Source organism: Thermobifida fusca NBRC 14071 = JCM 3263 (assembly GCF_001592045.1).
Taxonomy (GTDB): domain Bacteria; phylum Actinomycetota; class Actinomycetes; order Streptosporangiales; family Streptosporangiaceae; genus Thermobifida; species Thermobifida fusca.
Genome location: NZ_BCWB01000059.1, coordinates 1 through 20,944, shown reverse-complemented (window position 1 = coordinate 20,944; position 20,944 = coordinate 1). Strand labels below are relative to the sequence as shown.

The window sequence follows — 20,944 nt, the reverse complement described above, 5'->3', positions numbered from 1 at the left end:
GACACACAGATAAGGTGTGTGTCCGTAATCTCACTGTCCGTTCGCTGCGCACTGGAAGAAGGTGGTCACCACGGTCTCCCGTGTCTTGGCCGTGCTTCTGGCCGTGCTGCTGGCGTTCGGGCAGTCCCTCACGGAGCAGCAGGAGCCGCCGCCCCGGCCCGAGCCCACGCCGTCCACGGTGGTCGCCACCGCCAAACCGTGGCCGCACGCGGTGGTCAAACCCGCGACGAACTCCACGACCATCGCTTTAGTGCTGGCCTACGGGCAGCGCAAGCAGAGCGCACCCCCGCGCGACCTGCCCGACGGGTACGTGCCGTTCCCGGTCGCGGTGCCCGCGCCGGGTGACGCGTGGCGGTTCTCCCCGCGGACGAGCGGCCCCGGCCTGCTGCCCGACACCCACGTGGACCTGCCGTGGGGACGAGCCCCGCCTTTCACGGCGCTCAGTTGAGCATCCACGACAGCGCACCGATGCGCTGCTTTGTCCCCCAACCCCCTTTAACGTCGTGAAAGGTAATCCGTCTTGACTAGTTCACCGGGATCGGGGGCGCGCTGGCTCCGCGCGCTCATATCCCTGCTCATCATGGCCGGCGCGTTCACTGCCGGCTGGTTCCTGAAGCCGAAGCTCGGGCTCGACCTGAGCGGCGGCACCCAGATCGTCTTGGAAACCCGGGACGCCGAGGACGGCACCAAGGCCAACGCGTCCAACACTGACCTCGTCGTCGAGGTGCTGCGCAACCGCATCGACTCGCTCGGGGTCAGCGAAGCCACCCTCTCGCGCTCCGGGGAGAACCGGATCATCGTCGAACTCCCCGGTGTGCAAGACCCCACCGAGGCCGCCGAAGTGCTGGGGCAGACCGCCCAGTTGACCATCCACCCGGTGCTGGGCGTGGACCAGAGCATCGGCACCACGGGCGGCGGGATGTTCGGCGACTTCCGCAACGCCCCAGCTGACAACAGCGCGGAAGCCTCCGACTCCGAGGCGCAGGAGGAGGAGAGCCCGGCCGAAGACGAGGAAGGCTCGGAAGAGTCCACCGAGTCCGGGGAAGAAGCCGAGGCCGTCGACCCGGAGGACATCGCGCTGACCCTGCCCGACGAGTCCGGCACCCTGCTCCAGTTGGGCAAGCCCGCGCTCACCGGCGACCAGGTGGACCGGGCTGAGGCCACGCTCAACGAGCTGCAGACCGAGTGGCTGGTCAACGTCGAGTTCAAGGGTGCTGGCCGGGAAGCCTGGAAGAAGCTGACCGGTGAGGCTGCCTGCCACTCGCCCGGCGACCCGCGGCGGCGTATCGCGATCGTCCTCGACAACGAGATCATCTCCGCGCCCGAGGTGGACGCGAACGATGTGGCTTGCAACGTCGGCATGTCCGGTGGCCGCACCTCGATCACCGGCGGGTTCGACGCTGAAGAGGCCAAAGAGCTGGCCCTGCTGATCGAAGGCGGTTCCCTGCCGCTGCCCGTGGAAGAAGTGCAGCGGCAGACGGTCGGCCCGACCCTGGGTGCCGAGGCCATCAAGGCCAGCTTCATCGCCGGTCTCATCGGTATCGCGCTGACCGCGATCTACATCAGCATCTCCTACCGGTTCGCGGGCTTCCTCGCCTCGGTGGCGCTGCTGTGCTACACGGTCATCGCCTACGCGGCGCTGGTGGCGCTGGGTGCCACGCTCACCCTGCCGGGTCTGGCCGGTTTCGTCCTGTCCATCGGTATGGCGATCGACGCCAACGTGCTGATCTTCGAGCGGACCCGCGAGGAGTATCAGCGGCAGGAGAAGGTCTACCAGGCCAACAAGTCCGCGGGCATGCTGGACGCCACCGAAAAGGAGCAGGACGAGGCGGCTGCCGGCGTGGTAACCCGCCGTCGCCGCCGCGCGATCCCGCCGAACCTGCTCAAGTCGTTCACGGTCGGTTCGCAGCGGGCGTGGAGCGCGGTGCTGGACACCAACATCACCACGCTCATCGCTGCGGTCCTGCTGTTCTTCCTCGCCTCCGGTACCGTCCAGGGCTTCGGTGTGACCCTGGGCCTGGGCACGATCGCGTCGATGATCTCGGCGCTCCTCATCGCCCGCGTGCTCATGGAGTGGACGGTGTCCCGCTTCACTCCGCTGCGCCGGCTGTGGCTGATCGGTGCCGCGGCCGTGGTCGTGGGCCTGGTGGCGGTGCTGTCCGACGGGCTGCGTGTCGACAACGTGCTGCTGCTCGTCTCCGGCGCGCTGGGTGTGCTCGCGGTCTCCGTGGCGATCATTCCGCTGATCGTGCGGAAGTTCCCGCGGAGCAGCGGTATCGCCCACATCAGCGCGGTCCGCAAGTGGCTGGTGGAGCACAACCCGGACCTGATGAAGCGCAGCACGCTGTGGCTGGGCATCACCGGTGTCGTCACCGTGCTGGCGCTGCTCGGCTTCGCGGTGCGCTCCCCCAACCTGGGTGTGGAGTTCACCGGCGGCCGGGTGATGACCTTCTCCGTCACCGAGGAGCTCAACGCCGACCAGGCGCGGGAGCTTGTCGCGGGCGCGGGCTACGCGAACGCGGTGGTCCAGGAGGTCGAGGGCGGCGAGATCTCCGTGCGCACCGGGCACATCTCCGACCAGGAGGCCGCGAAGATCCAGGATGCCCTCGCCGAGGAAGGCGGCGAGGTCGAGCGGACCAGCGACGAGAAGATCGGCCCGAGCATGGGCAGCGAGCTGCGCAACAAGGCGCTGATCGCGCTGATCGTGGCGCTGGTGCTGCAGATGGCCTACCTGGCGTGGCGGTTCCGCTGGTCGTTCGGCTTGGCGACCATGCTGGCGCTGGCCTTCGACATCATCCTGGTGATCGGCCTGTTCGTGTGGCTGGGTAAGCCGATCGACGGCGTGTTCCTCGCCGCGCTGCTGAGCATCATCGGTTTCTCGGTGAACGACTCGGTGGTGGTGTTCGACCGGGTGCGCGACGAGTGGGCGCACAAGCCGAAGGGCGACTTCCGCGAAATCGCGAACTCGTCGGTCCTGCACACGCTGCCGCGGACCGTGAACTCGGGTATCGGCGGCCTGTTCATCCTGGCCGCGCTGGCGGTGCTCGGCGGTTCGTCGCTCACCGACTTCTCGATCGCGATGCTGGTCGGTTTGATCTCCGGCATCTTCTCCACGGTGTTTGTGGCGGTGCCGCTGGCGATCTGGTTGCAGCGGTTCGACCGGACACCGCCGCCGCACGAGGTCAAGGAGCGCAAGACCAAGCAGCGCAAGCAGCAGCGTGCGATCCGGGAGCGGACCGACGGCGCCGTCGTGTAGCCGAACGGTCGGAACCTCCCTGGGCGGGGGCGTGGTCCGGTGCGGGCCGCGCCCCCGTCGGCATGTGCGGGTCAGTCGCTGGGGGTGCGGTGGACCGCGTTGTACACCTCGCGTTTCGGCACCCCGTACTCTTGAGCGACCTGCTGGATGGCCTGTTTGCGGGGAACGCCCTGGTCTTCTCGGGCGGCCACGGCAGCCACCAACGCCTCCGGGGTGGCCTGCGGGGTGGTGCGCTCCGCGCCGCGGACGACGAGGGTGATCTCGCCGCGGGCGTGTTCGGCCGCCCATTCGGCGAGTTCCGCGAGCCCGCCCCGGCGGACCTCCTCGTAGGTTTTGGTGAGCTCCCGGCAGACCGCAGCCGGACGGTCCGGGCCGAACGCGTCAGCCATAGCGGTCAGGGTGGCGGCCAGCCGGTGCGGGGCTTCGAAGAAGACCATGGTGCGGCGCTCATCGGCGAGCCCTGCGAGGTAGGCGGCCAGTCCTTTGCGGGGCGGGAACCCTTCGAAGCAGAACCGGTCGGTGGGCAGGCCGGACAGCACCAGGGCGGCGGTCACCGCGGAAGGGCCGGGGATCACGGTCATCGGCACGCCGGCGTCCACACAGGCGGTGATCAGGCGGTATCCGGGATCGGAGACGCCGGGCATGCCCGCGTCGGTGACGAGAAGCACGTCGTGCCCGGCTTGGAGGTCGGCGAGGAGTTCCGCGGCCCGCTCCCGTTCGTTGGCGTCGTAGTAGGAGACGATGCGGGCGCCGCGTTCCCCGCCGGGACGCACCCCGATACGGGCGGCGAACTGGCGCAGCCGCCGCGTGTCCTCGGCGGCGATGATCTCGGCGTTCTCCAATGCCGCGCGCAGTCGGGGGGTGGTGTCGTCGCGGTGCCCGATCGGCAGGCCGGCGAGGGTGAGCGTGCCTGGCCGGGTGCTGCTCTGCTGGTCGGCCACTGGTTCTCCGTCCACGGTTGGTTAGAGGTTGGTTCGAGCGCGCACCGACCCCTGCTCTTCATGCCTCTTTGGCTCTAGTATGACCGGGACGGCACTGTCGTTTCGAACGGTGACGGGACGCCCACCCCTCCCACCGTGACTTTCCGACACCATGTCAGGACATTGCGCAATCTGGCGTGACGGTATGTGCCGCCCCATGTCCACCAGGGTGACCCTCGGCTCCGTTCGTCGAACGGGTGCGGGGTCCGGTGGGTGGCGAACAATACCCGCCACCGGGTCGACGGAAAGGAGTCGGCGTCTTTCCTAGGCGTGCGAGCGCCGCAGGGACGTACTCGCCTACCAAGCGCATGAGCACCACAGCCCTACAGGACAAGGTTTCTCCCTCGCCTGAGTCCCAGTCGCTGCGTGAGCGGCTGGTGCCCGCCCTGCCCTCCCCCGCCTGGCTGGGCTGGGTTGTCGCCCTCGTCGTCGCCGCGTTCGCCGGGGCGCTCCGGTTCATCCGCCTCGGTGAACCCGCCCAGATCTACTTCGACGAGACCTACTACGCCAAAGACGCCTACGGGCTACGCGAGTATGGCTACGAGCACGAAACCGTAGAGAACGCCGACGAGCTGCTGCGGAACGGCGTCTCCCACATCTTCGCCGGCGGCGGGGACTTCGTGGTGCACCCGCCGTTCGGCAAATGGCTGATCGCCCTCGGCGACACTGTGTGGGGGCTGCTGCCGGTCGGGGCGACGTTCACCCCGACCGGGTGGCGGTTCGCGGCAGCAGTGTTCGGCACGCTGTCGGTGCTGCTGCTGGTGCGGATCACGCAGCGCATGACCCGTTCGATCGTGCTGGGGGCGTCCGCCGGGCTGATCATGGCGTTGGACGGGCTGCACTTCACCCTGAGCCGCATCGCCATGGTCGACATCTTCTTGACGTTCTGGATCCTGGCGGGGTTCGGCTGCCTGGTGATCGACCGGGACCGCACGCGGGCCCGGCTGGCGGAAGCCACCGAAGCGGGGCGTGCCACGGTCAACGCGTTCACCGCGTGGTGGTGGACGGTAGTCGCGGACGCGGCCCGCGCCTTGGCGCCGTCCCAGACTGCGGCCGAGTCCGACGAGCAGACAGGCAAACACGCCCAGCCGGGGCTGCGGGAGCGGTGGGCTGCTGCCGCGGCCGCCCGCGCCGAACAGGCCCGCTCTCCCGAAGAGGCCGCGGTCCGCTGGCTGGGAGTGCGCTGGTGGCGGATCGCTGCCGGGGTGTGCCTGGGGCTCGCATGCGGTACGAAGTGGACCGCGCTGTTCTACCTTGCCGCGTTCGGCCTGCTCACCGTCGCGTGGGACTACGGGGCGCGGCGCAGCGTGGGACAGCGCCGGGTGTGGGGGCGTTGGCTGGGCTACGACGCAATCCCCGCGTTCTTCCAGATGGTGGGCACCGCCTTCGTCGTCTACCTGGCGACGTGGAGCGGCTGGCTGGCGACGAGCGGCGGCTGGGGCCGCCAGTGGGCGGACCTGACCCCCGAAGTCCAGTCCTACACCGGCTTCCTGCCCGGTCCGCTGCGCGAGGCCGCGAACGCGCTGATCAGCCTGGGTCACTACCACTGGCGGATGTGGAGCTTCCACAAGGACCTGGGGGAGCCGCACGACTTCGCCTCCCAGCCGTGGGACTGGATCATCATGCGGGTCCCGGTGGCGTTCTACTACGACGGGGAAGGCACCGACTGCGGGGCGACGGCGTGCTCGGACGCCATCCTGAGCATCGGCACCCCGGCGATCTGGTGGCTGTCCATCCTGGCCTGCGGGGTGATGCTCGGCTGGTGGGTGACCTACCGGGACTGGCGGGCCGGTGCCGCGCTGCTGGGGGTGGCCGCCGGGTGGCTGCCGTGGTTCGCGTTCCCGCAGCGCACCATGTTCCTCTTCTACGCGCTGCCGTTCCTGCCGTTCCTGGTGCTGGCCATCGTGCTGATGCTGGGGCTGATGCTGGGGTCGCCGGGGGACCGTCCCGGAACTTCCCCGTGGTCCCGGGTGGTGGGCAGCGTCATCTACGGCGTGGTCATGCTGCTGATCATCGCGAACTTCACCTACCTGTACCCGGTGTTGAGCGCGGAGACGATCCCGTACACGGAGTGGGCGGACCGGATGTGGTTCCCCACCTGGATCTACGGCAGCGGCGGCAACTGAGCGTGCCGCGGAAGGCCGGGGGCGCGCTGCAGACCGGGGCGCTCCCGGCCTTCGCTTTACCACAGAATCCGCGTCGTGCGCGTGTTAGAAAAGACACCTTGTAAAAAGCGGTCTTTCCGCGGAAATCGCGGTCGGAAAGTCTGCCCGTTTCGGGGCATGGCTGATACTGTCTAAAGCGGTTGCGGTCGTAGTTTCGGATGCCCTAGGCGTCCGCGGAACTTACGCGGGCGCTAGTCGGTTGGGTAGCTACTCCCGGGGACGGGCGCTCAGCAACCCGGGGCCAGCAGGGTGCGGTCCCGTTGTAGTCCCATAGGGAGAGCAGATGGCTCAGGGCACCGTGAAGTGGTTCAACTCTGAGAAGGGTTTCGGGTTCATCGCCGTGGACGGCGGCGGCCCGGACGTGTTCGTGCACTACTCGGCGATCGCGGGTACCGGCTTCCGGAACCTGGAAGAAAACCAGGCAGTCGAGTTCGAGATCGTTCCAGGCCCCAAGGGCCCCCAGGCTGCTGACGTGCGCGCGCTCTAAGCGCTCCGCCGACGTCGCCTGTTTTTTCTTCTGGTCCTTCGCCCTCGTTTGGCGGAGGGCCGTTTTTCATGCCGTGTGCTCTCCAGTGGGAGCACACGGAAGTTGGAGACTTCCTCCACGGCGACGCCGAGGGCCCGTAACTGGGCGGACAGCACCGCGACCTGGTCGCTGAGCTGCTCCAAGCGGAGCATGACCTGTTCGTGCTGGTGCAGTTCGATCTCCTGGTCCTCTGCCCAGCGGGGGGCGCTGACCTCCTCCTCCATCGTGGTCACGATCACACCGATGATGAGGTTGAGCACGATGAAGGCGCTGACCACGATGTAGCTGACGAAGAAAATCCACGCGTACGGGGCGTCCTCGATCACCGAGTCGGAGATGTCCGGCCAGTTCTCCATGGTCAGCAGCATGAACAGGGTGTAGAGAGTGGTCCCCAGGTTTCCGAAGTACTGGGGGGAGATCTCTCCGAAGAGCTGCTCGCCCATGATCGCCGCGGTGTACATGACGACGAAGAGCAGCGCGATCACCGTGCCGAGCCCGGGCACCGACCGGAAGAGCGCGTCGACGATGTACCGCAGGCTGGGGAGCACGCTGACGAGACGGAGCAGGCGCAGCACCCGCACGAGGCGCAGCACCGCGAACCCGCCGGCGAGCGGGATCAGGGAGATGCCGACGACGACCAGGTCGAACCAGTTCCAGACGTCCCGGAAGAACACGACACCGCGCGCAAGGATTCTGAGGGTCAGCTCCAGGACGAAGAAGGTGAGAAAGCAGCCCTCGATCAGCATCCAGTTGCGGTCCAGCCACACGAATCTGTCCTCGTAGGTCTCCAGCCCGAGGACAACCCCGTTGGCCAGGATCACCGCGACGACCAGGTTCTGGAACCACTGAGAGTCGACGAACCGGGCCAATGTGTCCCGCCACGCCCAGTTCGCCACCTAGACCCCCGTCCTTGGCTGTGTACACAATCCGCTGGGCCACACTAACGGGTCGCCGCCAAGCGTCGGCAAGCCACCCAATGTTCATAATCGTCCCATTGCGTTCCGTGGCGGGAAACGGACTGTCCAGTAAGGTTCGCCGCCCGGTCACGCGATTGCCCGATGCGCGTCGGGAGCGGGCTCTAAGCTGAGCTGCGCTGCAACGATCCCCGGGAGGAGTAGTGACGTCGCACCGGGCTGTTCTTCCGAAAGCACCTGCTCCCCGCCTACTCGCGGGGTGGCTGGCCGTGGCGGCGGGCGCGCTCACCGCGGTCACCTGGCAGGTGATCGTCGGGGGCCCGGTGACAGCACTGGACTGGCCGGTCCACGCGTTCGTCGACCCGCGCCAGCCGGAAGGGCCGCTGCTGTGGGCCGCGGTCGCCACGGCCCGGTTGGGACAGCGGCTGATAACCATCCCGCTGCTGGTCGGGTTGGCGATATGGGCGATGCGGCGGGGACGCGGATGGCGCCCCCTGGGGGCGGTGCTGACCGGTCTCGGGTCGCTGGCGGTGCTGGGCACGCTATTGAAGGTGGGGGTGGGCCGCACTCCCCCGGTGCTTGAAGTGGACACCGTCTCCCCGGGTGCGGGCAACATCGCGGCCTGGGTGTACGCCCTGCTCGTCCCTGGCGCGCCCCCATTCGACGGGTATGTGTCGTTTCCTTCCGGGCATGCGGCGAACGCGGCGCTCACCTACCCGTTAGCGGCCTGGCTGCTGTTCGGCGCCAACGGAGTGTTCCCGCACGCGCGGCGGCTGCGGTACGCGTTGGGCTGCTCCCTGCTTCCCGTGGCGGCCGTGGGCGTGCTGGTGACCGTGCTGGACTACCACTGGCTCAGTGAATCTGTGGCGGGCTGGCTGCTGGGCGCCGTAGTGCTGCTGGTGGCGCTGCTGGTGCTGGAGGCGCGCACCCCCGACCGCGCGGCTCCCCCGCACCAGCACGCCATGAGCCAGGTCATGGCGGACGAACCCCCAGGAAGCGGTTAGTCTGCTACCAGGTCGGTCCGTATGGGGTCTGTGGAGGAAGAGGCATGTTCAACATCGGGGCTGGTGAGTTCCTCGTCCTGAGTGTGCTCGCTCTCCTCATCTTCGGCCCCGACCAGCTTCCCAAAGCGGCGGCGCAGGCCGGGCGCGCGCTGCGGCAGCTCCGGAAGATGGCCGACAACGCGAAGCGGGACATCCGCGAAGGTTTGGGCCCCGAGTACAAGGACTTCGACGTTGCCGACCTCCACCCGAAGCGGTTCGTGCAGAAGCACTTCTGGGAAGCGGTCGATGAGGAGGAGTCGTCGCTGAGCGTGTCGGCCCGGTTGAACGGCCGCCGCCCGCCGTTCGACAACGAAGCGACCTGACCTCGTGCGCTGCTGCTCAGCCCACCATGAGCAGGATGAGCACGACCACGGACAGCACCACCGCGGAGCCGATGATGACGGTGAGGGAGCTCACCGCCGCGGCAAGCACTTCCACGGCGAGCGTGCCGCAGATGAGCGCGGCTGCCCACGGCCACCGGGGCGCGGGATCCCAGTCGTAGAGCCGTTCCCGGTAGAGGGTGATGAGCAGGGCGATGCCCAACGCCAGCCAGAAGAGGACGTGGCCGGTGAGCCGCACGCTGACCGGAAGGTAGTCGGCGCTGCCCGCCGAGCACATCACGTAGAGCGTGGTTCCGCTGATCAGGCCCCAGCGGCCTTGGGGGCGTTCCGGGCGGATGGTTTTGACCCGGGCGGGGGTGGTGCGGCGGAATTCCTGTCCCGGCTCGGGGGCGGGTTCGTGGGGGACGGTCGTGGACTCGGTGGCGGAGGATTCCTCGGCGCGGGGTGAGGGGTCTTCAGCGGGGTAGTAGCCGCCTTCCTCATACTGTTTCGGCCTGTCTGTCACGTCGCTCCTTCCGTTTCTGGCCGCGCCGCAGGCGGACGGCGGTTCAGGGCGCCGCCCGGTCCGTGGTGGTTCCTGCCGAGAATTCGCCTGGAAACATGACCCGGGGACGTGACAGTCAATCCTCAGTTACCCGCGGGCAACCTCAGCCACCGGTGTTCGGGGCAGGCCACGGCATCGCCGCGGGTAAAGACACGGTGTTCTCTTCAGCGGGGAGCGTGGTTACGGTCTCCCGTTTCCGGGGTTCGGTCACTGCCGTTAGGAAGCCGCATGGTGGTGCAGGGCTCCCACACAACCGGCGCCCGGTGCCAAGGCACCGGGCGCCGGAGTCACAGCTAGAGAAGCGTGGGGTTTACCACCACGTCCAGCCGCGGAGGATGGTCACCACGCCGTCGTCGCCGTCGGCGAGAGCGTCAGCCACGTCGTCGACGATCTCGACAACCTCGGTGCCCAGCCACCAGGTCCAGCCTCGGAACTCGGTGCCGGGCGCGTCAGCGGACGCTGTGCCAGCGGATCCGAAAATGACCGCAGCCGTCAAGGCGGCTACTGCGCAAATCTTCTTGATCACAATGCACCCTTCGGTTGTTACTTGCGTCCATCCCCGTGACACAAGATGGCCTATAAGGTGCGAAATACACAATACCCAGAAGGATCACTTTTCTTCGCATCATCCCCATTGGGATTCTTCGCCGACATACTCGCCATTGCACCGCCATCCCGGCAGAGAACACGGAAAAGTCCACGTCAACGGCGGTCTATGCTTTCTCGGCGTGCACAGAACGTGGTCGCAGTGATACGTGGCAAGGGCACTACTGACCGCGTCACCCGCCCCGCAGCACAGGTGCTCAGTGCCCCGCACCCGTCGCAGACTTCGGTTCCGAAACTATTTTTCCCAATAGGGAACTCTTTCCTTTGCGAAAGAGGCACAAAGCAGAGGTTTCGGTACAGGACTTCGGTGATGTTCTCGCTATCCGCAACCTTTCCCCTTTGCCGTCCGCCGCAGCTCTCTACGCCCTGCTCACCACAGCGAATTCCACACTGTTTCCCCAGGCTGTGGACAAGCGCATTCCCCCACTGGCGCGCCTGTTGAGACAATGCCCACACCCTGCTGCGGCGCGGCGGAAAAAGAAAGATCCCGCCCCACCCAGCGGTGGAACGGGATCTGCTGTGGAGCTAAGGGGATTTGAACCCCTGACCCCCTCGATGCGAACGAGGTGCGCTACCGGACTGCGCTATAGCCCCTTGCTTGTACGTCACGTGAGCACGTCACGTACGTATAAGAGATTACCAGCTTTGGAACGCTGCTTCGACCAGACCGCTCCTTCCCCGGCCCAGGGTTAGGACTCGGGCCCGACCACTCACCAGCGTACCCTGCCCCAGACGAGCCAAGACCCGCCACCGGGCACGGCCACTACCGCCTCCCGGCTCCGCTTGCTGCCTCAGTCCCCCGCCGCCCGACGCTGCGCATCGGTGTACTGGTCGTAGACCTGGTTGCGTTTCAACTCCACAACCCGGGCCCGGCGGGCGGCTTCCGCGGAACGCCGCGCCCGCTGCCGGGCCCGGCGACGCGCCATCATGGCAGCCCGCCGCTCCGCGTCCGCCTTGGCCGCCTCACGCAGCAGCACCACGTGTCCCGCCATGAGCAGAACCGGAGGGACCAGCACCCACCACGGGCCCAACCCCGCCGCCACCGCAATCCCCGTGCCGACCAGCAGCAGCGCCAGAGCAGCGGTACGGCGACGGCGACGCGCGATGATCCGCGCCCGGCTGACCCGGTACGGCCGGGGAGCGACGGGCGGCGGCTCAGCCCGAGCGGCGTGCTCGGCGTCCGGCTCGGTGTCCTCCTCGTCCTCGGCTTCCCCCTCACCGCCGGAAGCCTCGGACAGCTCCTCATCGACCAAGTCGCGGCGCAGTCCTTCGGCATCCGGGTCCGCGGCGTCGCGGCGCAGCAGCATCGGCACGAGGACCAGGATCCACACGGCCACGATGGCCAGGTAGAGAGGAGAGCTACTCACTGCCCCTCCTCGTGTCGCCGATCCGTGAACGCCGCTTGGCGTTGCCTCCGCGTGCCCTCCGGTGCCGGGTCCATGGGTGGCTCACCCCATAAACGGGCGGCCCGCAGGCAACGACGAGGCCCCCTTGGGAGCCGTTCTGCCCGTCGTCATCCTGCCGTCCCCCACACACCGCATATACACCACACTGTCCGCATCACTGATGCGTCTTCTTCGCACCGTACGACCCGGTGTCCAGGAATGTGCGGTATTGGAACCGGAGTGTCGTGAGATCTATTCTTGTCCCCTATCTCCGAACCATGCTCCCATCACGGAAATCGCTGGTCAAAGACGACAGGACAGAAAGCCTCCCAACAGATACGGAGAGTAGCAAACGGTTGGTCACCACGCCCGGAATTCACACGCTCCGTTTTCCCATTCCGGGAACGTCGCTTCTCTTTCACCCTCGTCCGTTTCGCCCCACCCCAGGGGGTTCAGTGAGGGCGGTCGGGACGGCCTGGTGACGCTCCGCGCGTCTTCTCCGAAACGGTATCGCCCCGCTGTTCTCGCACCTTCCTCCACCGAGCGAGCAAACCGCCCGGAACGTCCTCGACGGTAAGGGCGTAACAGAGATGATCGCGCCACTCACCGTCAATATGCAACTGACGCTTACGGAGCCCTTCCTCACGAAAGCCGAGTTTCTCCACGACCCGCCGGCTTTTGTGGTTCTCCGGGCGGATATTAGCCTCGACGCGGTGCAGCCCCACCGTGAAAAAGGCATGGTCGACCGCCAACGCGACTGCGGTAGGCATCACACCCCGCCCGGCATAGTCGCGGTCAATCCAATAGCCGATCTGCGCAGACCGCGCCGACCCCCACGTGATCGCCCCCACCGTGATCTGGCCGATGAACCGGCCCTCCCAGGTGATAGCCCACGGCATCGCGATCCCCTGCCGGGCCTCCCGGCGGATGGACTGCACCATGGCCACATAGGCGAGCAGGCTGTCACTCTGCGGCGGAAGTTCTGGATGGGTGGGCTCCCACGGGCGCAGCCATTCACTGTTGCGGGCCCGGGTCTCGCGCAGCGCCGGAGCATCACGCAGCCGGAGCGGACGCAGGACAACCTTCCCCTCCGCTAACGACACCGGCCAACCACGCATCCGTCTCACCGTTCCTCGCACCACCCGACAGAGTCCATCATCCTCCGCCGCGTCCCAAGGCGGGAAGACGCGACAGGGCTTCTCTCTACCCCGGGCTATGCGTGGTGGTCACCGCCCCGGAGCTGAGCGACCGCGTGGCCGAGGATCGGGCCGAGCACCGCCATACCGTCACGCACCCCGCCCACCGAGCCCGGCAGATTGACCACGAGCATGCGATGCCCGCCGCGCCGGGCCACCCCCGCCAGTCCGCGGGAGAGCACCGCCGTCGGGACACCCTTGTCGCGCCCCGCTGCACGCAGCGCCTCAGCCAGCCCGGGGATCTCGTACTCCAAGAGCGGCCGGGTCGCCTCCGGGGTGCGGTCGCGTGGCGCCAAGCCGGTGCCCCCGGTAGTCAGTGCCACATCGTAGCCTTCGGCCAGTGCGCGGCGCAGCGCCTCGGCGACCGGCAGACCGTCAGGCACCACCCGCGGGCCGTCCACCACACACCCCGCCTGCGCGGCGAGCTCGACCAGCAACGGGCCGGACCGGTCCGGGTACTCCCCTGCCGCAGCCCGATCCGAGACAGTGATGACCACGGCACGGGGGGCCGCCGCAGTCATCCCGACCGTCTCCACTGGCCGGTTTTCCCTCCGGTCTTCTCCTCGACCCGCACGTCGGTCACCACCGCTTCCGGGTCGAGGGCCTTGACCATGTCGATCAACGCCAGTGCCGCCGTCATCACACAGGTCAGCGCCTCCATCTCCACCCCTGTGCGGTCCGCGGTGCGGACCGTCGCCCTGATGTCGACGCCGCGGTCCACCACGGTCAGCGCGACATCCACCCCGTGGATCGCGATCGGATGGCACAGCGGGACCAGGTCGGGGGTGCGCTTGGCCCCCTGGATCCCGGCGATCCGGGCCACGGCCAGCGCGTCGCCTTTCGGTACCGCGCCTTCCCGCAGCGCGGCCACCGCGGCAGGCGACAGCAGTACCCGGCCGGTGGCGACAGCGGAGCGGGCCGTGACCTCCTTGCCGGACACGTCAACCATGCGTGCCGCGCCGGAGGCGTCCAGGTGGGGAAAACCAGGAGTCGATGGGTGGGACATGCGGCGGCCAGTGTTCTCTTGGGTGGGGATACCGTGGCGAAGCTTACCGGTGGGGCAACTGGATCGCCTCGACGACACTGCCTTCCGGGAGTTCCGTGACCTGCTCCGGCACGACGACGAGCGCGTTGGTCTTCGCCAGCGCGGACAATTGGTGCGACCCCTGCTGGGCCACGGGCAGCGCCGTGTAGGCGACCTCTTCGCTCTCGATGTCGTAGTCGAGGACCGCGCGCAGATAGGAGCGCCTGCCGCGGGGCGAGGACGTGATAGGAGCGAGCAGCCGGGCCCGGACCGACGGAAGCTGCTCCTGGGGCAGGCCGCTCATCTTCCGCAGCGCGGGCAGCACGAACAGGTAGAAGGAGACATAGGAGCTCACCGGGTTTCCCGGCAGCGCGATGATGGGGATGCTGCTCTCCCCCACAGTGCCGTACCCCTGCGGCATCCCCGGCTGCACCGCCACCTTGTCGAACTGGACCGTGCCGAGCCGCGACAGCACCTCTTTGACCGCGTCGTGGGCGCCCATGCTGACCCCGCCGCTGGTGATGACGATGTCGGCCCGCACCAGGGCGTCCTGGATCGCCTCGAACACCTGGTCCGGGTCGTCGCCCACGAACCCGTACCGGTAGCCCTCGCATCCCGCCTCGATAGCGGCCGCGGTGAGCATGAAGCTGTTGGACTCCCAGATCTGGCCGGGGCTGAGCGGCCGGCCCGGTTCGACCAGCTCTTCACCGGTGCCGAGGACCACCACCCGGGGCCGCGGGTAGACCGACACCGAACGGCGGCCGACCGCGGCCAGCACCGCCACCTCCGCCGGCCCGATCCGGACCCCGGCGGGAAGCACCTCGGTGCCTTCCTTCACGTCGCTTCCCGCCTGGCGGACCGCGTGCCCGGCCTCGACTGCACGGTGCACGGCCACCTCGGCCACACCCGCGTCAGTCCACTCGACCGGCACCACCGCGTCCGCGCCCTTCGGCAGCGCCGCCCCGGTCATGATGCGGGCACAACACCCGACGGGGATGGCTGAGGCGAACACGTCCCCCGCGGGGATGTCCGCGATGACAGGCAGCGTCACCGGGGTCTGCGGAGTAGCCGTGGCCACGTCGGCAGCGCAAACCGCATAGCCGTCCATGGCGGAATTGTCGAACGGGGGAAGCGAGAGCTCCGCCGTTACCGGTTCAGCGAGTACCGCCCCGTGTGCCCGCAGCAGGTCCAACTCGATCGGATCGGGTCGGGACACTACCGCCAGGATGTCGCTGACGTGCTGTTCGACGCTTTTCATCGACTTCCCCCGCCGGATCGTGATCGTTTCGTTCGGTTACCTGGTGGAGTCTGTCGCATACCTCGTCAGGAAGTCACGCAGCCACGGCACGAACTCCTTGGCAAGATCCGGACTCTCACAGGCGAACTCCACCACGGTGCGAAGGTAGTCAAGCTTGTTCCCGGTATCGAAGCGTTGACCGCGGAAAAGCACACCGTGGACCCTTCCTCCCCCATTGGAGCTGCGCTGGGCGAGTTCCCGGAGCGCGTCGGTCAACTGGATCTCCCCGCCGCGTCCCGGCGGGGTCTTGCGCAGCACTTCGAAGATCTCCGGGTCGCAGATGTAGCGGCCGATGATCGCCCAGCGGCTGGGCGCCTGGTCCGCCGGAGGCTTCTCGACGAGGTCGGTGACGGTCACGACGTCGGGCTCGTCGGTGGGTTCGATCGCGGCGCACCCGTACAGCGAGACCTGGTCGGGTTCCACCTCCATCAGGGCGATGACGCTGCCCCCGTAGGTCTGGCGGACCTCGATCATCCGCTGCAGCAGGGTTTCCCGCGCGCCGATGAGGTCGTCGCCGAGCAGGACCGCGAACGGCTCGTTGCCCACGTGGGCGGCGCCGCACAGCACCGCGTGCCCCAGGCCGCGCGGTTCCCCTTGCCGCACGTAGTGCAGTTGGGCGAGGTCACTGGGGTGGCGCACCGCGTTGAGCCGTTCGATGTCACCTTTGGCGCGGAGGGCCTCCTCCAGTTCGTAGGCCCGGTCGAAGTGGTCCTCGATGGAACGCTTGTTGCGCCCGGTGATCATGAGGATGTCGTTGAGCCCGGCGGAGACCGCCTCCTCCACTACGTACTGGATCGCCGGCTTGTCGACGATCGGCAGCATCTCTTTGGGCGTGGACTTAGTGGCGGGGAGGAATCTCGTCCCCAGTCCTGCCACGGGAATGACCGCTTTGGTCACCGGAGTTACAGAGTGCTGTTCATCTGTCATGTTCCGCACGATAAGACACTGCCGCGTCTGAAACGCGTCATCCGCACTTGACGGCGTTTCCCCTTTTCTGCCGCCCCACCCGTCTTGTCGGCCTCGGGATGCTGCCGGTGCGGTCCCGTGCCGCTGGCAGACTGGGTGTCCATGGACACGGGGCAGAGCAAACGCGAGCTGCGGCGCCGCATCCTTGCGGCGCGGCGCGCGCGTTCCGCACAGGAGCGGGCCGCGGCCGGGCTGCGGATCCGCGACGCGGTGCTGGAATTGTGCGCGGCCACCGGCTCCCCCACGGTGGCGGCCTACTACGCGGTGGGCAGCGAACCGGACACCCGTTCCCTGGTGGCTGCCCTCGCGGCGCGCGGGCACCGCGTGCTCCTGCCGATCGTCACCCCCAGCGGGGACTTGGACTGGGCGGTCTACACCGGGCCGGAGTCGCTCGCCCCTGCCGGGCATGGCCTGCTCGAACCGACCGGGACGCGGTTGGGGGCGGATGCGGTCGCCGAAGCCCGGGTTCTGGTCTGCCCGGCGCTGGCAGCAGACCGTGCGGGATACCGGCTGGGCCGTGGTGCGGGCTGCTACGACCGGGTGCTGGCGGCTGCGGGAGAGCAGACGCTGTCACTGGCCGTGGTCTACGACGACGAGCTGGTGGATGCGGTGCCGGTAGAACCGCATGACCGACCCGTCCGGGCAGTCGTGACTCCGGGACGCGGCATAGTGTGGACACATCACCGATAAAGTCACCACTCAGACAAACTGTCTGAGTCCTCACCTGGCGCAGCGGGTGCGCGGCGGATACCGCCTAGGGGCCGCGGAGGAACGCCTCTGACCACCGCGGTTCATCCCCCGTTGTCACGATCACATGGTCAGACAGCGTACTATTTAGCAGTCGTCGGGTGAGAGTGCCAGCTAGGAGGGCCCGTGCCTACGTACCAGTACGCTTGCACCGAATGCGGCGCCGATCTTGAGGTTGTGCAGAGCTTCAGCGACGATCCGCTGACCACCTGCCCCAAGTGCCAGGGCAAGCTCCGCAAGGTGTACTCGGCGGTCGGCATCGTGTTCAAGGGGTCGGGTTTCTACCGCACTGACAACGCGTCGAGCTCCAGCTCCTCGCTGTCGTCGTCCTCGAGCAGCGCCAAGGCCGACTCCTCCTCTTCGGGCTCTGCTTCGTCGTCCAGCGACTCCAGCAAAACCACTTCCGCCGCCTGACCCTCGCGCCGATACGCACTCCGCACCTCGTCACTGAGGGCCGCTCCGTGCCGGGAGCGGCCCTCACCGTGGATCAGGACAGCCGGACGCGGGCAGTGCCCACTGTGTTCCTGGACTGGGACAGAACGGCAGCCTCGCGATGACGGTTCCTGGCCGGGAGTGTGCCCGTCCAGGAACTGGGTTTAGGCGGGCGCGTAGGTGAGGCAGTCTGCCTGGTTGGCGTCGAAACCGATGTTGATGGCCGGGGCCTGGCATTCGAACTGGACGTTGTGCTGGCAGTTGGCCATCTTGCAAGCTCCCACGTGGCCGACCGTGCTGGGGTCGCCTCCCTTGGCCTGGATCGGCAGAAAAGTGTCGCAGTATGCACTGGGCTGATTCCCCACAGTGATCGCCAGTGCGCGGCAGGTGCTGTCAGTGTTGTAGGCGCAGGCCTCCGCCTCACACGAGTTCACCACGGGCATTTTCATCGCAATCCCCCCGGAGCTTCGACGACGCATCAGAGCTCGCCCAGACATCCTGTCCTGATATCGGGTGATTACGCTTTGCACATCCAGCTTTCGACGAAGTCTTGATCGCCGGTTGGCGAAAACCTGCTGTCCGGAGAGGAGCGCCGGTCCCGGGGTGCGGACTCGCCGGGGCCCGCGGTCGTTTTCCGGACTCCGGGGGTTTCCACGGAACTTCTGCCTGTGGAAACCTTGCGTCGCGCCGTAGCGGGCCACCTAGCGTGGTCGGCCATGAAGCTCTTCTCCACCACTGCCCGCCGCCCGTTCTGGGCACGTTGGCACCGCTGGCGCCGACTCTTGGCCGCAACAGCCGCTGCGCTGGCCGCGGCCGGGGCACTGCTGGTGCTCCGTCCCCCTGCCCCGCCTGCCGTGGAAGTGCTGGTCGCCGCCCATGACCTGTCCGGGCTCGTCCCGCTGACCGACGCGGACACGGTGGCCCGCAGCATCCCCGCCGCTGTCGTCCCTGACGGGGCGCTGGCCCCAGGTGATCCCGTGGCGGGGAGGGCACTGCGCTCACCGGTGCGTGCCGGGGAGATCCTCACCGAGGTGCGGCTGGCGGATCCGCCCGCCGCCGGGTACGGCGCCGACCTGGTGGCGGCTCCCGTGCGCCTTGCCGACCCCGGGGCGGCCGCGCTGCTGCGTCCAGGCAGCCGTATCGACGTGCTTGCCGCTGCTGGCGACCCGCCGGTGGTCGACTACCCCGGACCGGACACGGCCCGCAGGATTGTGCGGGACCGGCCGGTGATCACCGTGGTCGCCGAAGACGATGCCGCGCACAGCCTGGGGACTCTCATCGTGCTCGCGGTCACCGACGAGGAGGCGCAAGCGCTCGCCGGGCACGCTGCCGACCGGCTGTCGATTGCGATCCGCGGATGAGGCGGTGGCTGTCTGCTGCCCCGCGTCGCCTCGGCTGCTCGTGCCGTCTGCCCGCGGCTGATCAGGCGGAACACGGTGACGGCAGCCTGCCGTAGCGGGGCCGCCGTCACCGTGTCGCGGGCTGTCCTGCTAGGAGGGGTCGTACTCCCAGTGCCAGGGTTCGAAAGGATTGGAGTAGGCCCACGCCGGGTGGAACCAGTTGTATTCGCCAGCGTGTGCTTCCAACCAGTTGAACTGGGGCGACCCCTGGTTCTGCACGCCGCCGCACAAGTCGACCGCCAAGCCGAGGCCGTGGTTGCTTGTTCCCGGCACTGCCGCGTACCCCGGCGGCTGCTGGGCGTAGACGCGGTGCTGGTTCTGCAGGTCCCGGTAGGAGCTGGTCACGCACATGTCGGTGCCGAACTCCTGGGCGTAGGCCTGGTTCATGCGCAGGAAGTCCACGGCGGCGTCGGCACGCAGGTAGTGGCCTTCGACGTGCAGCTCGCACAGGGAGTCGCTGGGCAGCAGCCCGTTGGGGGCGCCTATCGCCTTCTGGGCAGCACTGGGGTCGCACTCCACCCCGGCCATGTAGGCGTCGACAGAAAGCCCCAGGTCCTCGAGTTTCTTCGTCAGCGCTTCCGTGCTCTCTTCCGACTTCTTCCGCAGCTTCTCCAGCTCGTCTTCGAGCTCCACCCGCTCCAACTGGGTCTGCGACTGGAGTTCCTGTGCTCGGCCGGTCAGTTCGATCTGCTCGTCGCGGAGCGCATTCGCCTCGTCGAGGAGCTGCTCCTGGTCGTAGGAGAGTTTCATGACGTGCGACTCGGCGCGCAGGTCGCTCTCCACCGAATCGGACGCCAAGAAACCCAGCACTCCGACGTCGGGCTGTTTGTAGAGCGTGATGGCGAGTTCGACGAGGGGGACCCGCATGTCTGCGATCCGGCCCTCGATCTGCTGCAGTTCATGCAGCGTCTTGACCAGTTCGTCCTGCGCTTCTTCGAGCGCCTCTTGCCGCTTGGTGTACTCCTCGGTGGCCTGCTCCAGCTCCTCCCTGGCCTGTTCGGCTTCCTCCCTGAGGGATTCCAGTTCTTCGTTGTCGGCGTAGGCGGACGGCAGCGCCACGAGGTTCACCAGCATGAGGATGAGGGTGAACACCGCGGTCACCACAGTCCGCGACCGGGATCTGCCGTTCGAGACGGACGGTGTCCCGTTCCTCGTCGCGCGGCAACGACTCCGCCCGGCATCGAGAACGAACGGCACGTGGCTCCTCCGCTGCCTTGGCTCTGCTGGTTCGCGTGACCGGGTCGCACCATACTCCCAGACCGTCCAGGTCATGGCGTCGCAGCGACAGTCCGCACGGTCGGGTGCCCCTGTTTGCGAGTAGAGCACGAGCCCGACATTGTGCTGCTCAGAGATGCGTTCGGGGGCGCGACGCGGATCCGCCCCAGGCACACTCGTCTCAGGGACGCCACTCCGCCACAGCGTGTGGCAGACATCACCTGGCAGTCATGACAACCTGATCGATACGAAGATTACTCAACGATTAGCCCTGCTTGCCCCTTCCCTGTCACCCGCCGCATCCGCTCGCCGGTTCCGTTACTCTAGAAGTGTCCGGCCTCATAGCTCAGGGGACAGAGCACCGCTCTCCTAAAGCGGGTGTCGCAGGTTCGAATCCTGCTGGGGCCGCCAGTCTGCGCCACATCCGGAGCCCTTCCGCTCGGGTGTGGCGCTTGGTGTATCCGGGGTGCTCTCTGTCCGTCCCACGCGCCCGTGACTCCGTGAGGGATTCCATAGGCGGGTTCCGCGTGGTGTTCCTCACGCTACTGCGGCCGCCAGCTCCCCCATTCTCCAAAAATCGCACAAATCCTCTAGACATCTATATTTCTGGATTCTTCCAACAGACAGCACAAATCTAAAAAACCACACAATCCACACATCGCTCTTTTATGGAGCAAATCTCCTTCCTATCGCCTTCCACCCACTAGACTCCGAGAAATTTAATTCTCAAAGCGAAAACCGTTTACTGACACGGCTTTCCGCGCATCTTCGCAGCTCCGAGGCTGTCTCAGCGAAAAAGTTTTCCGTCGATCCGGTTACTTTTCGACCACTGTCTGGGTAGCCTCATTGATTGCCGGGACCTTTGCAGAACACCTAGGAATCCGCCCTCAAAACCCGGATATTCCCC

The 20,944-nt window shown here is 67.4% G+C and carries 21 protein-coding genes and 2 tRNA genes; 10 read left to right on the top strand and 13 right to left on the bottom strand.

The features are described 5' to 3' along the window. Window positions 1-61: 61 nt before the first annotated feature. Both TF1_RS14450 and secD read left to right on the top strand, forming a co-directional pair. A complete protein-coding gene (locus tag TF1_RS14450; protein WP_011290835.1) occupies window positions 62-448 on the top strand; it encodes a hypothetical protein in 387 nt (128 codons plus the stop codon). Window positions 449-520: 72 nt separating this feature from the next. Continuing rightward, window positions 521-3,256 carry a protein translocase subunit SecD gene (gene secD / locus TF1_RS14445; protein WP_011290834.1) on the top strand — a complete coding sequence of 912 codons (2,736 nt, stop codon included), beginning with the start codon at window positions 521-523 and terminating at the stop codon, window positions 3,254-3,256. A gap of 71 nt (window positions 3,257-3,327) precedes the next feature. Here secD and rsmI read toward each other — a convergent pair whose 3' ends face one another. After that, window positions 3,328-4,197 (bottom strand): 16S rRNA (cytidine(1402)-2'-O)-methyltransferase, encoded by an 870-nt coding sequence (gene rsmI / locus TF1_RS14440; RefSeq protein ID WP_016188147.1) that lies wholly within the window; start codon window positions 4,195-4,197, stop codon window positions 3,328-3,330. A 347-nt stretch (window positions 4,198-4,544) separates the two neighbouring features. Between rsmI and TF1_RS14435 the strand changes: the two genes are divergently transcribed. Both TF1_RS14435 and TF1_RS14430 read left to right on the top strand, forming a co-directional pair. Further along, entirely contained in the window at window positions 4,545-6,362 is a 1,818-nt protein-coding gene (locus tag TF1_RS14435) for a dolichyl-phosphate-mannose--protein mannosyltransferase (RefSeq protein ID WP_061783980.1), read from the top strand. Window positions 6,363-6,684: 322 nt separating this feature from the next. Then, on the top strand, window positions 6,685-6,888 hold the full coding sequence (locus tag TF1_RS14430) for a cold-shock protein (RefSeq protein ID WP_011290831.1): 204 nt from the start codon (window positions 6,685-6,687) through the stop codon (window positions 6,886-6,888). Here the strand turns inward: TF1_RS14430 and TF1_RS14425 are convergent. Further along, a complete protein-coding gene (locus TF1_RS14425) occupies window positions 6,885-7,823 on the bottom strand; it encodes an ion transporter (RefSeq protein ID WP_011290830.1) in 939 nt (312 codons plus the stop codon). The genes TF1_RS14430 and TF1_RS14425 overlap by 4 nt on opposite strands. A 221-nt stretch (window positions 7,824-8,044) precedes the next feature. Between TF1_RS14425 and TF1_RS14420 the strand changes: the two genes are divergently transcribed. Together TF1_RS14420 and TF1_RS14415 are read left to right on the top strand one after the other, a co-directional pair. Then, the gene (locus TF1_RS14420; protein ID WP_011290829.1) at window positions 8,045-8,845 is read left to right on the top strand and encodes a phosphatase PAP2 family protein; all 801 of its coding nucleotides are present in this window, start codon (window positions 8,045-8,047) and stop codon (window positions 8,843-8,845) included. A gap of 44 nt (window positions 8,846-8,889) precedes the next feature. After that, window positions 8,890-9,207, top strand: a complete 318-nt coding sequence (locus TF1_RS14415) for a sec-independent translocase (RefSeq protein ID WP_011290828.1) — start codon at window positions 8,890-8,892, stop codon at window positions 9,205-9,207. Between the two features lie 16 nt (window positions 9,208-9,223). Here the strand turns inward: TF1_RS14415 and TF1_RS14410 are convergent, their stop codons facing one another. From TF1_RS14410 to galU, 9 genes are all read right to left on the bottom strand, one after another. Then, window positions 9,224-9,730 carry a hypothetical protein gene (locus TF1_RS14410; protein WP_011290827.1) on the bottom strand — a complete coding sequence of 169 codons (507 nt, stop codon included), beginning with the start codon at window positions 9,728-9,730 and terminating at the stop codon, window positions 9,224-9,226. A 349-nt stretch (window positions 9,731-10,079) separates the two neighbouring features. Further along, window positions 10,080-10,295 carry a hypothetical protein gene (locus tag TF1_RS14405; protein WP_011290826.1) on the bottom strand — a complete coding sequence of 72 codons (216 nt, stop codon included), beginning with the start codon at window positions 10,293-10,295 and terminating at the stop codon, window positions 10,080-10,082. A 600-nt stretch (window positions 10,296-10,895) separates the two neighbouring features. Continuing rightward, window positions 10,896-10,969: transfer RNA gene (locus tag TF1_RS14400), tRNA-Ala, on the bottom strand. A gap of 197 nt (window positions 10,970-11,166) precedes the next feature. Further along, the gene (gene sepX / locus TF1_RS14395; RefSeq protein WP_011290825.1) at window positions 11,167-11,742 is read right to left on the bottom strand and encodes a divisome protein SepX/GlpR; all 576 of its coding nucleotides are present in this window, start codon (window positions 11,740-11,742) and stop codon (window positions 11,167-11,169) included. A 470-nt stretch (window positions 11,743-12,212) separates the two neighbouring features. Then, a complete protein-coding gene (locus TF1_RS14390) occupies window positions 12,213-12,878 on the bottom strand; it encodes a GNAT family N-acetyltransferase (RefSeq protein WP_011290824.1) in 666 nt (221 codons plus the stop codon). A 95-nt stretch (window positions 12,879-12,973) separates the two neighbouring features. Continuing rightward, complete coding sequence (locus tag TF1_RS14385; protein WP_011290823.1) at window positions 12,974-13,477, bottom strand: MogA/MoaB family molybdenum cofactor biosynthesis protein; 504 nt, start codon at window positions 13,475-13,477, stop codon at window positions 12,974-12,976. Continuing rightward, complete coding sequence (gene moaC / locus TF1_RS14380) at window positions 13,474-13,962, bottom strand: cyclic pyranopterin monophosphate synthase MoaC (protein ID WP_011290822.1); 489 nt, start codon at window positions 13,960-13,962, stop codon at window positions 13,474-13,476. Before moaC ends, TF1_RS14385 begins: the two co-directional genes overlap by 4 nt. Before the next feature lie 43 nt (window positions 13,963-14,005). Then, window positions 14,006-15,238: a molybdotransferase-like divisome protein Glp gene (glp, locus tag TF1_RS14375; RefSeq protein ID WP_011290821.1), complete on the bottom strand. Its 1,233-nt coding sequence runs from the start codon at window positions 15,236-15,238 to the stop codon at window positions 14,006-14,008. A 36-nt stretch (window positions 15,239-15,274) separates the two neighbouring features. Beyond that, window positions 15,275-16,204 carry a UTP--glucose-1-phosphate uridylyltransferase GalU gene (gene galU, locus TF1_RS14370; protein WP_011290820.1) on the bottom strand — a complete coding sequence of 310 codons (930 nt, stop codon included), beginning with the start codon at window positions 16,202-16,204 and terminating at the stop codon, window positions 15,275-15,277. A 117-nt stretch (window positions 16,205-16,321) separates the two neighbouring features. On the opposite strand from galU, the gene TF1_RS14365 reads away from it, so the two are divergent. Both TF1_RS14365 and TF1_RS16005 read left to right on the top strand, forming a co-directional pair. Further along, window positions 16,322-16,933, top strand: a complete 612-nt coding sequence (locus tag TF1_RS14365; RefSeq protein ID WP_016188142.1) for a 5-formyltetrahydrofolate cyclo-ligase — start codon at window positions 16,322-16,324, stop codon at window positions 16,931-16,933. Between the two features lie 183 nt (window positions 16,934-17,116). Further along, window positions 17,117-17,404 (top strand): FmdB family zinc ribbon protein, encoded by a 288-nt coding sequence (locus TF1_RS16005; RefSeq protein WP_011290818.1) that lies wholly within the window; start codon window positions 17,117-17,119, stop codon window positions 17,402-17,404. A 182-nt stretch (window positions 17,405-17,586) separates the two neighbouring features. Here TF1_RS16005 and TF1_RS14360 read toward each other — a convergent pair whose 3' ends face one another. Continuing rightward, window positions 17,587-17,871: a DUF1540 domain-containing protein gene (locus TF1_RS14360; protein WP_011290817.1), complete on the bottom strand. Its 285-nt coding sequence runs from the start codon at window positions 17,869-17,871 to the stop codon at window positions 17,587-17,589. 267 nt (window positions 17,872-18,138) lie between these two features. Here TF1_RS14360 and TF1_RS14355 point away from each other — a divergent pair, with 267 nt between their 5' ends. Next, window positions 18,139-18,783: an SAF domain-containing protein gene (locus tag TF1_RS14355; protein WP_011290816.1), complete on the top strand. Its 645-nt coding sequence runs from the start codon at window positions 18,139-18,141 to the stop codon at window positions 18,781-18,783. Window positions 18,784-18,912: 129 nt separating this feature from the next. Here TF1_RS14355 and TF1_RS14350 read toward each other — a convergent pair whose 3' ends face one another. Continuing rightward, entirely contained in the window at window positions 18,913-20,019 is a 1,107-nt protein-coding gene (locus TF1_RS14350) for a M15 family metallopeptidase (protein WP_011290815.1), read from the bottom strand. A 353-nt stretch (window positions 20,020-20,372) separates the two neighbouring features. On the opposite strand from TF1_RS14350, the gene TF1_RS14345 reads away from it, so the two are divergent. Then, window positions 20,373-20,448 (top strand) — tRNA-Arg (locus tag TF1_RS14345). The last annotated feature ends 496 nt before the right edge of the window (window positions 20,449-20,944 follow it).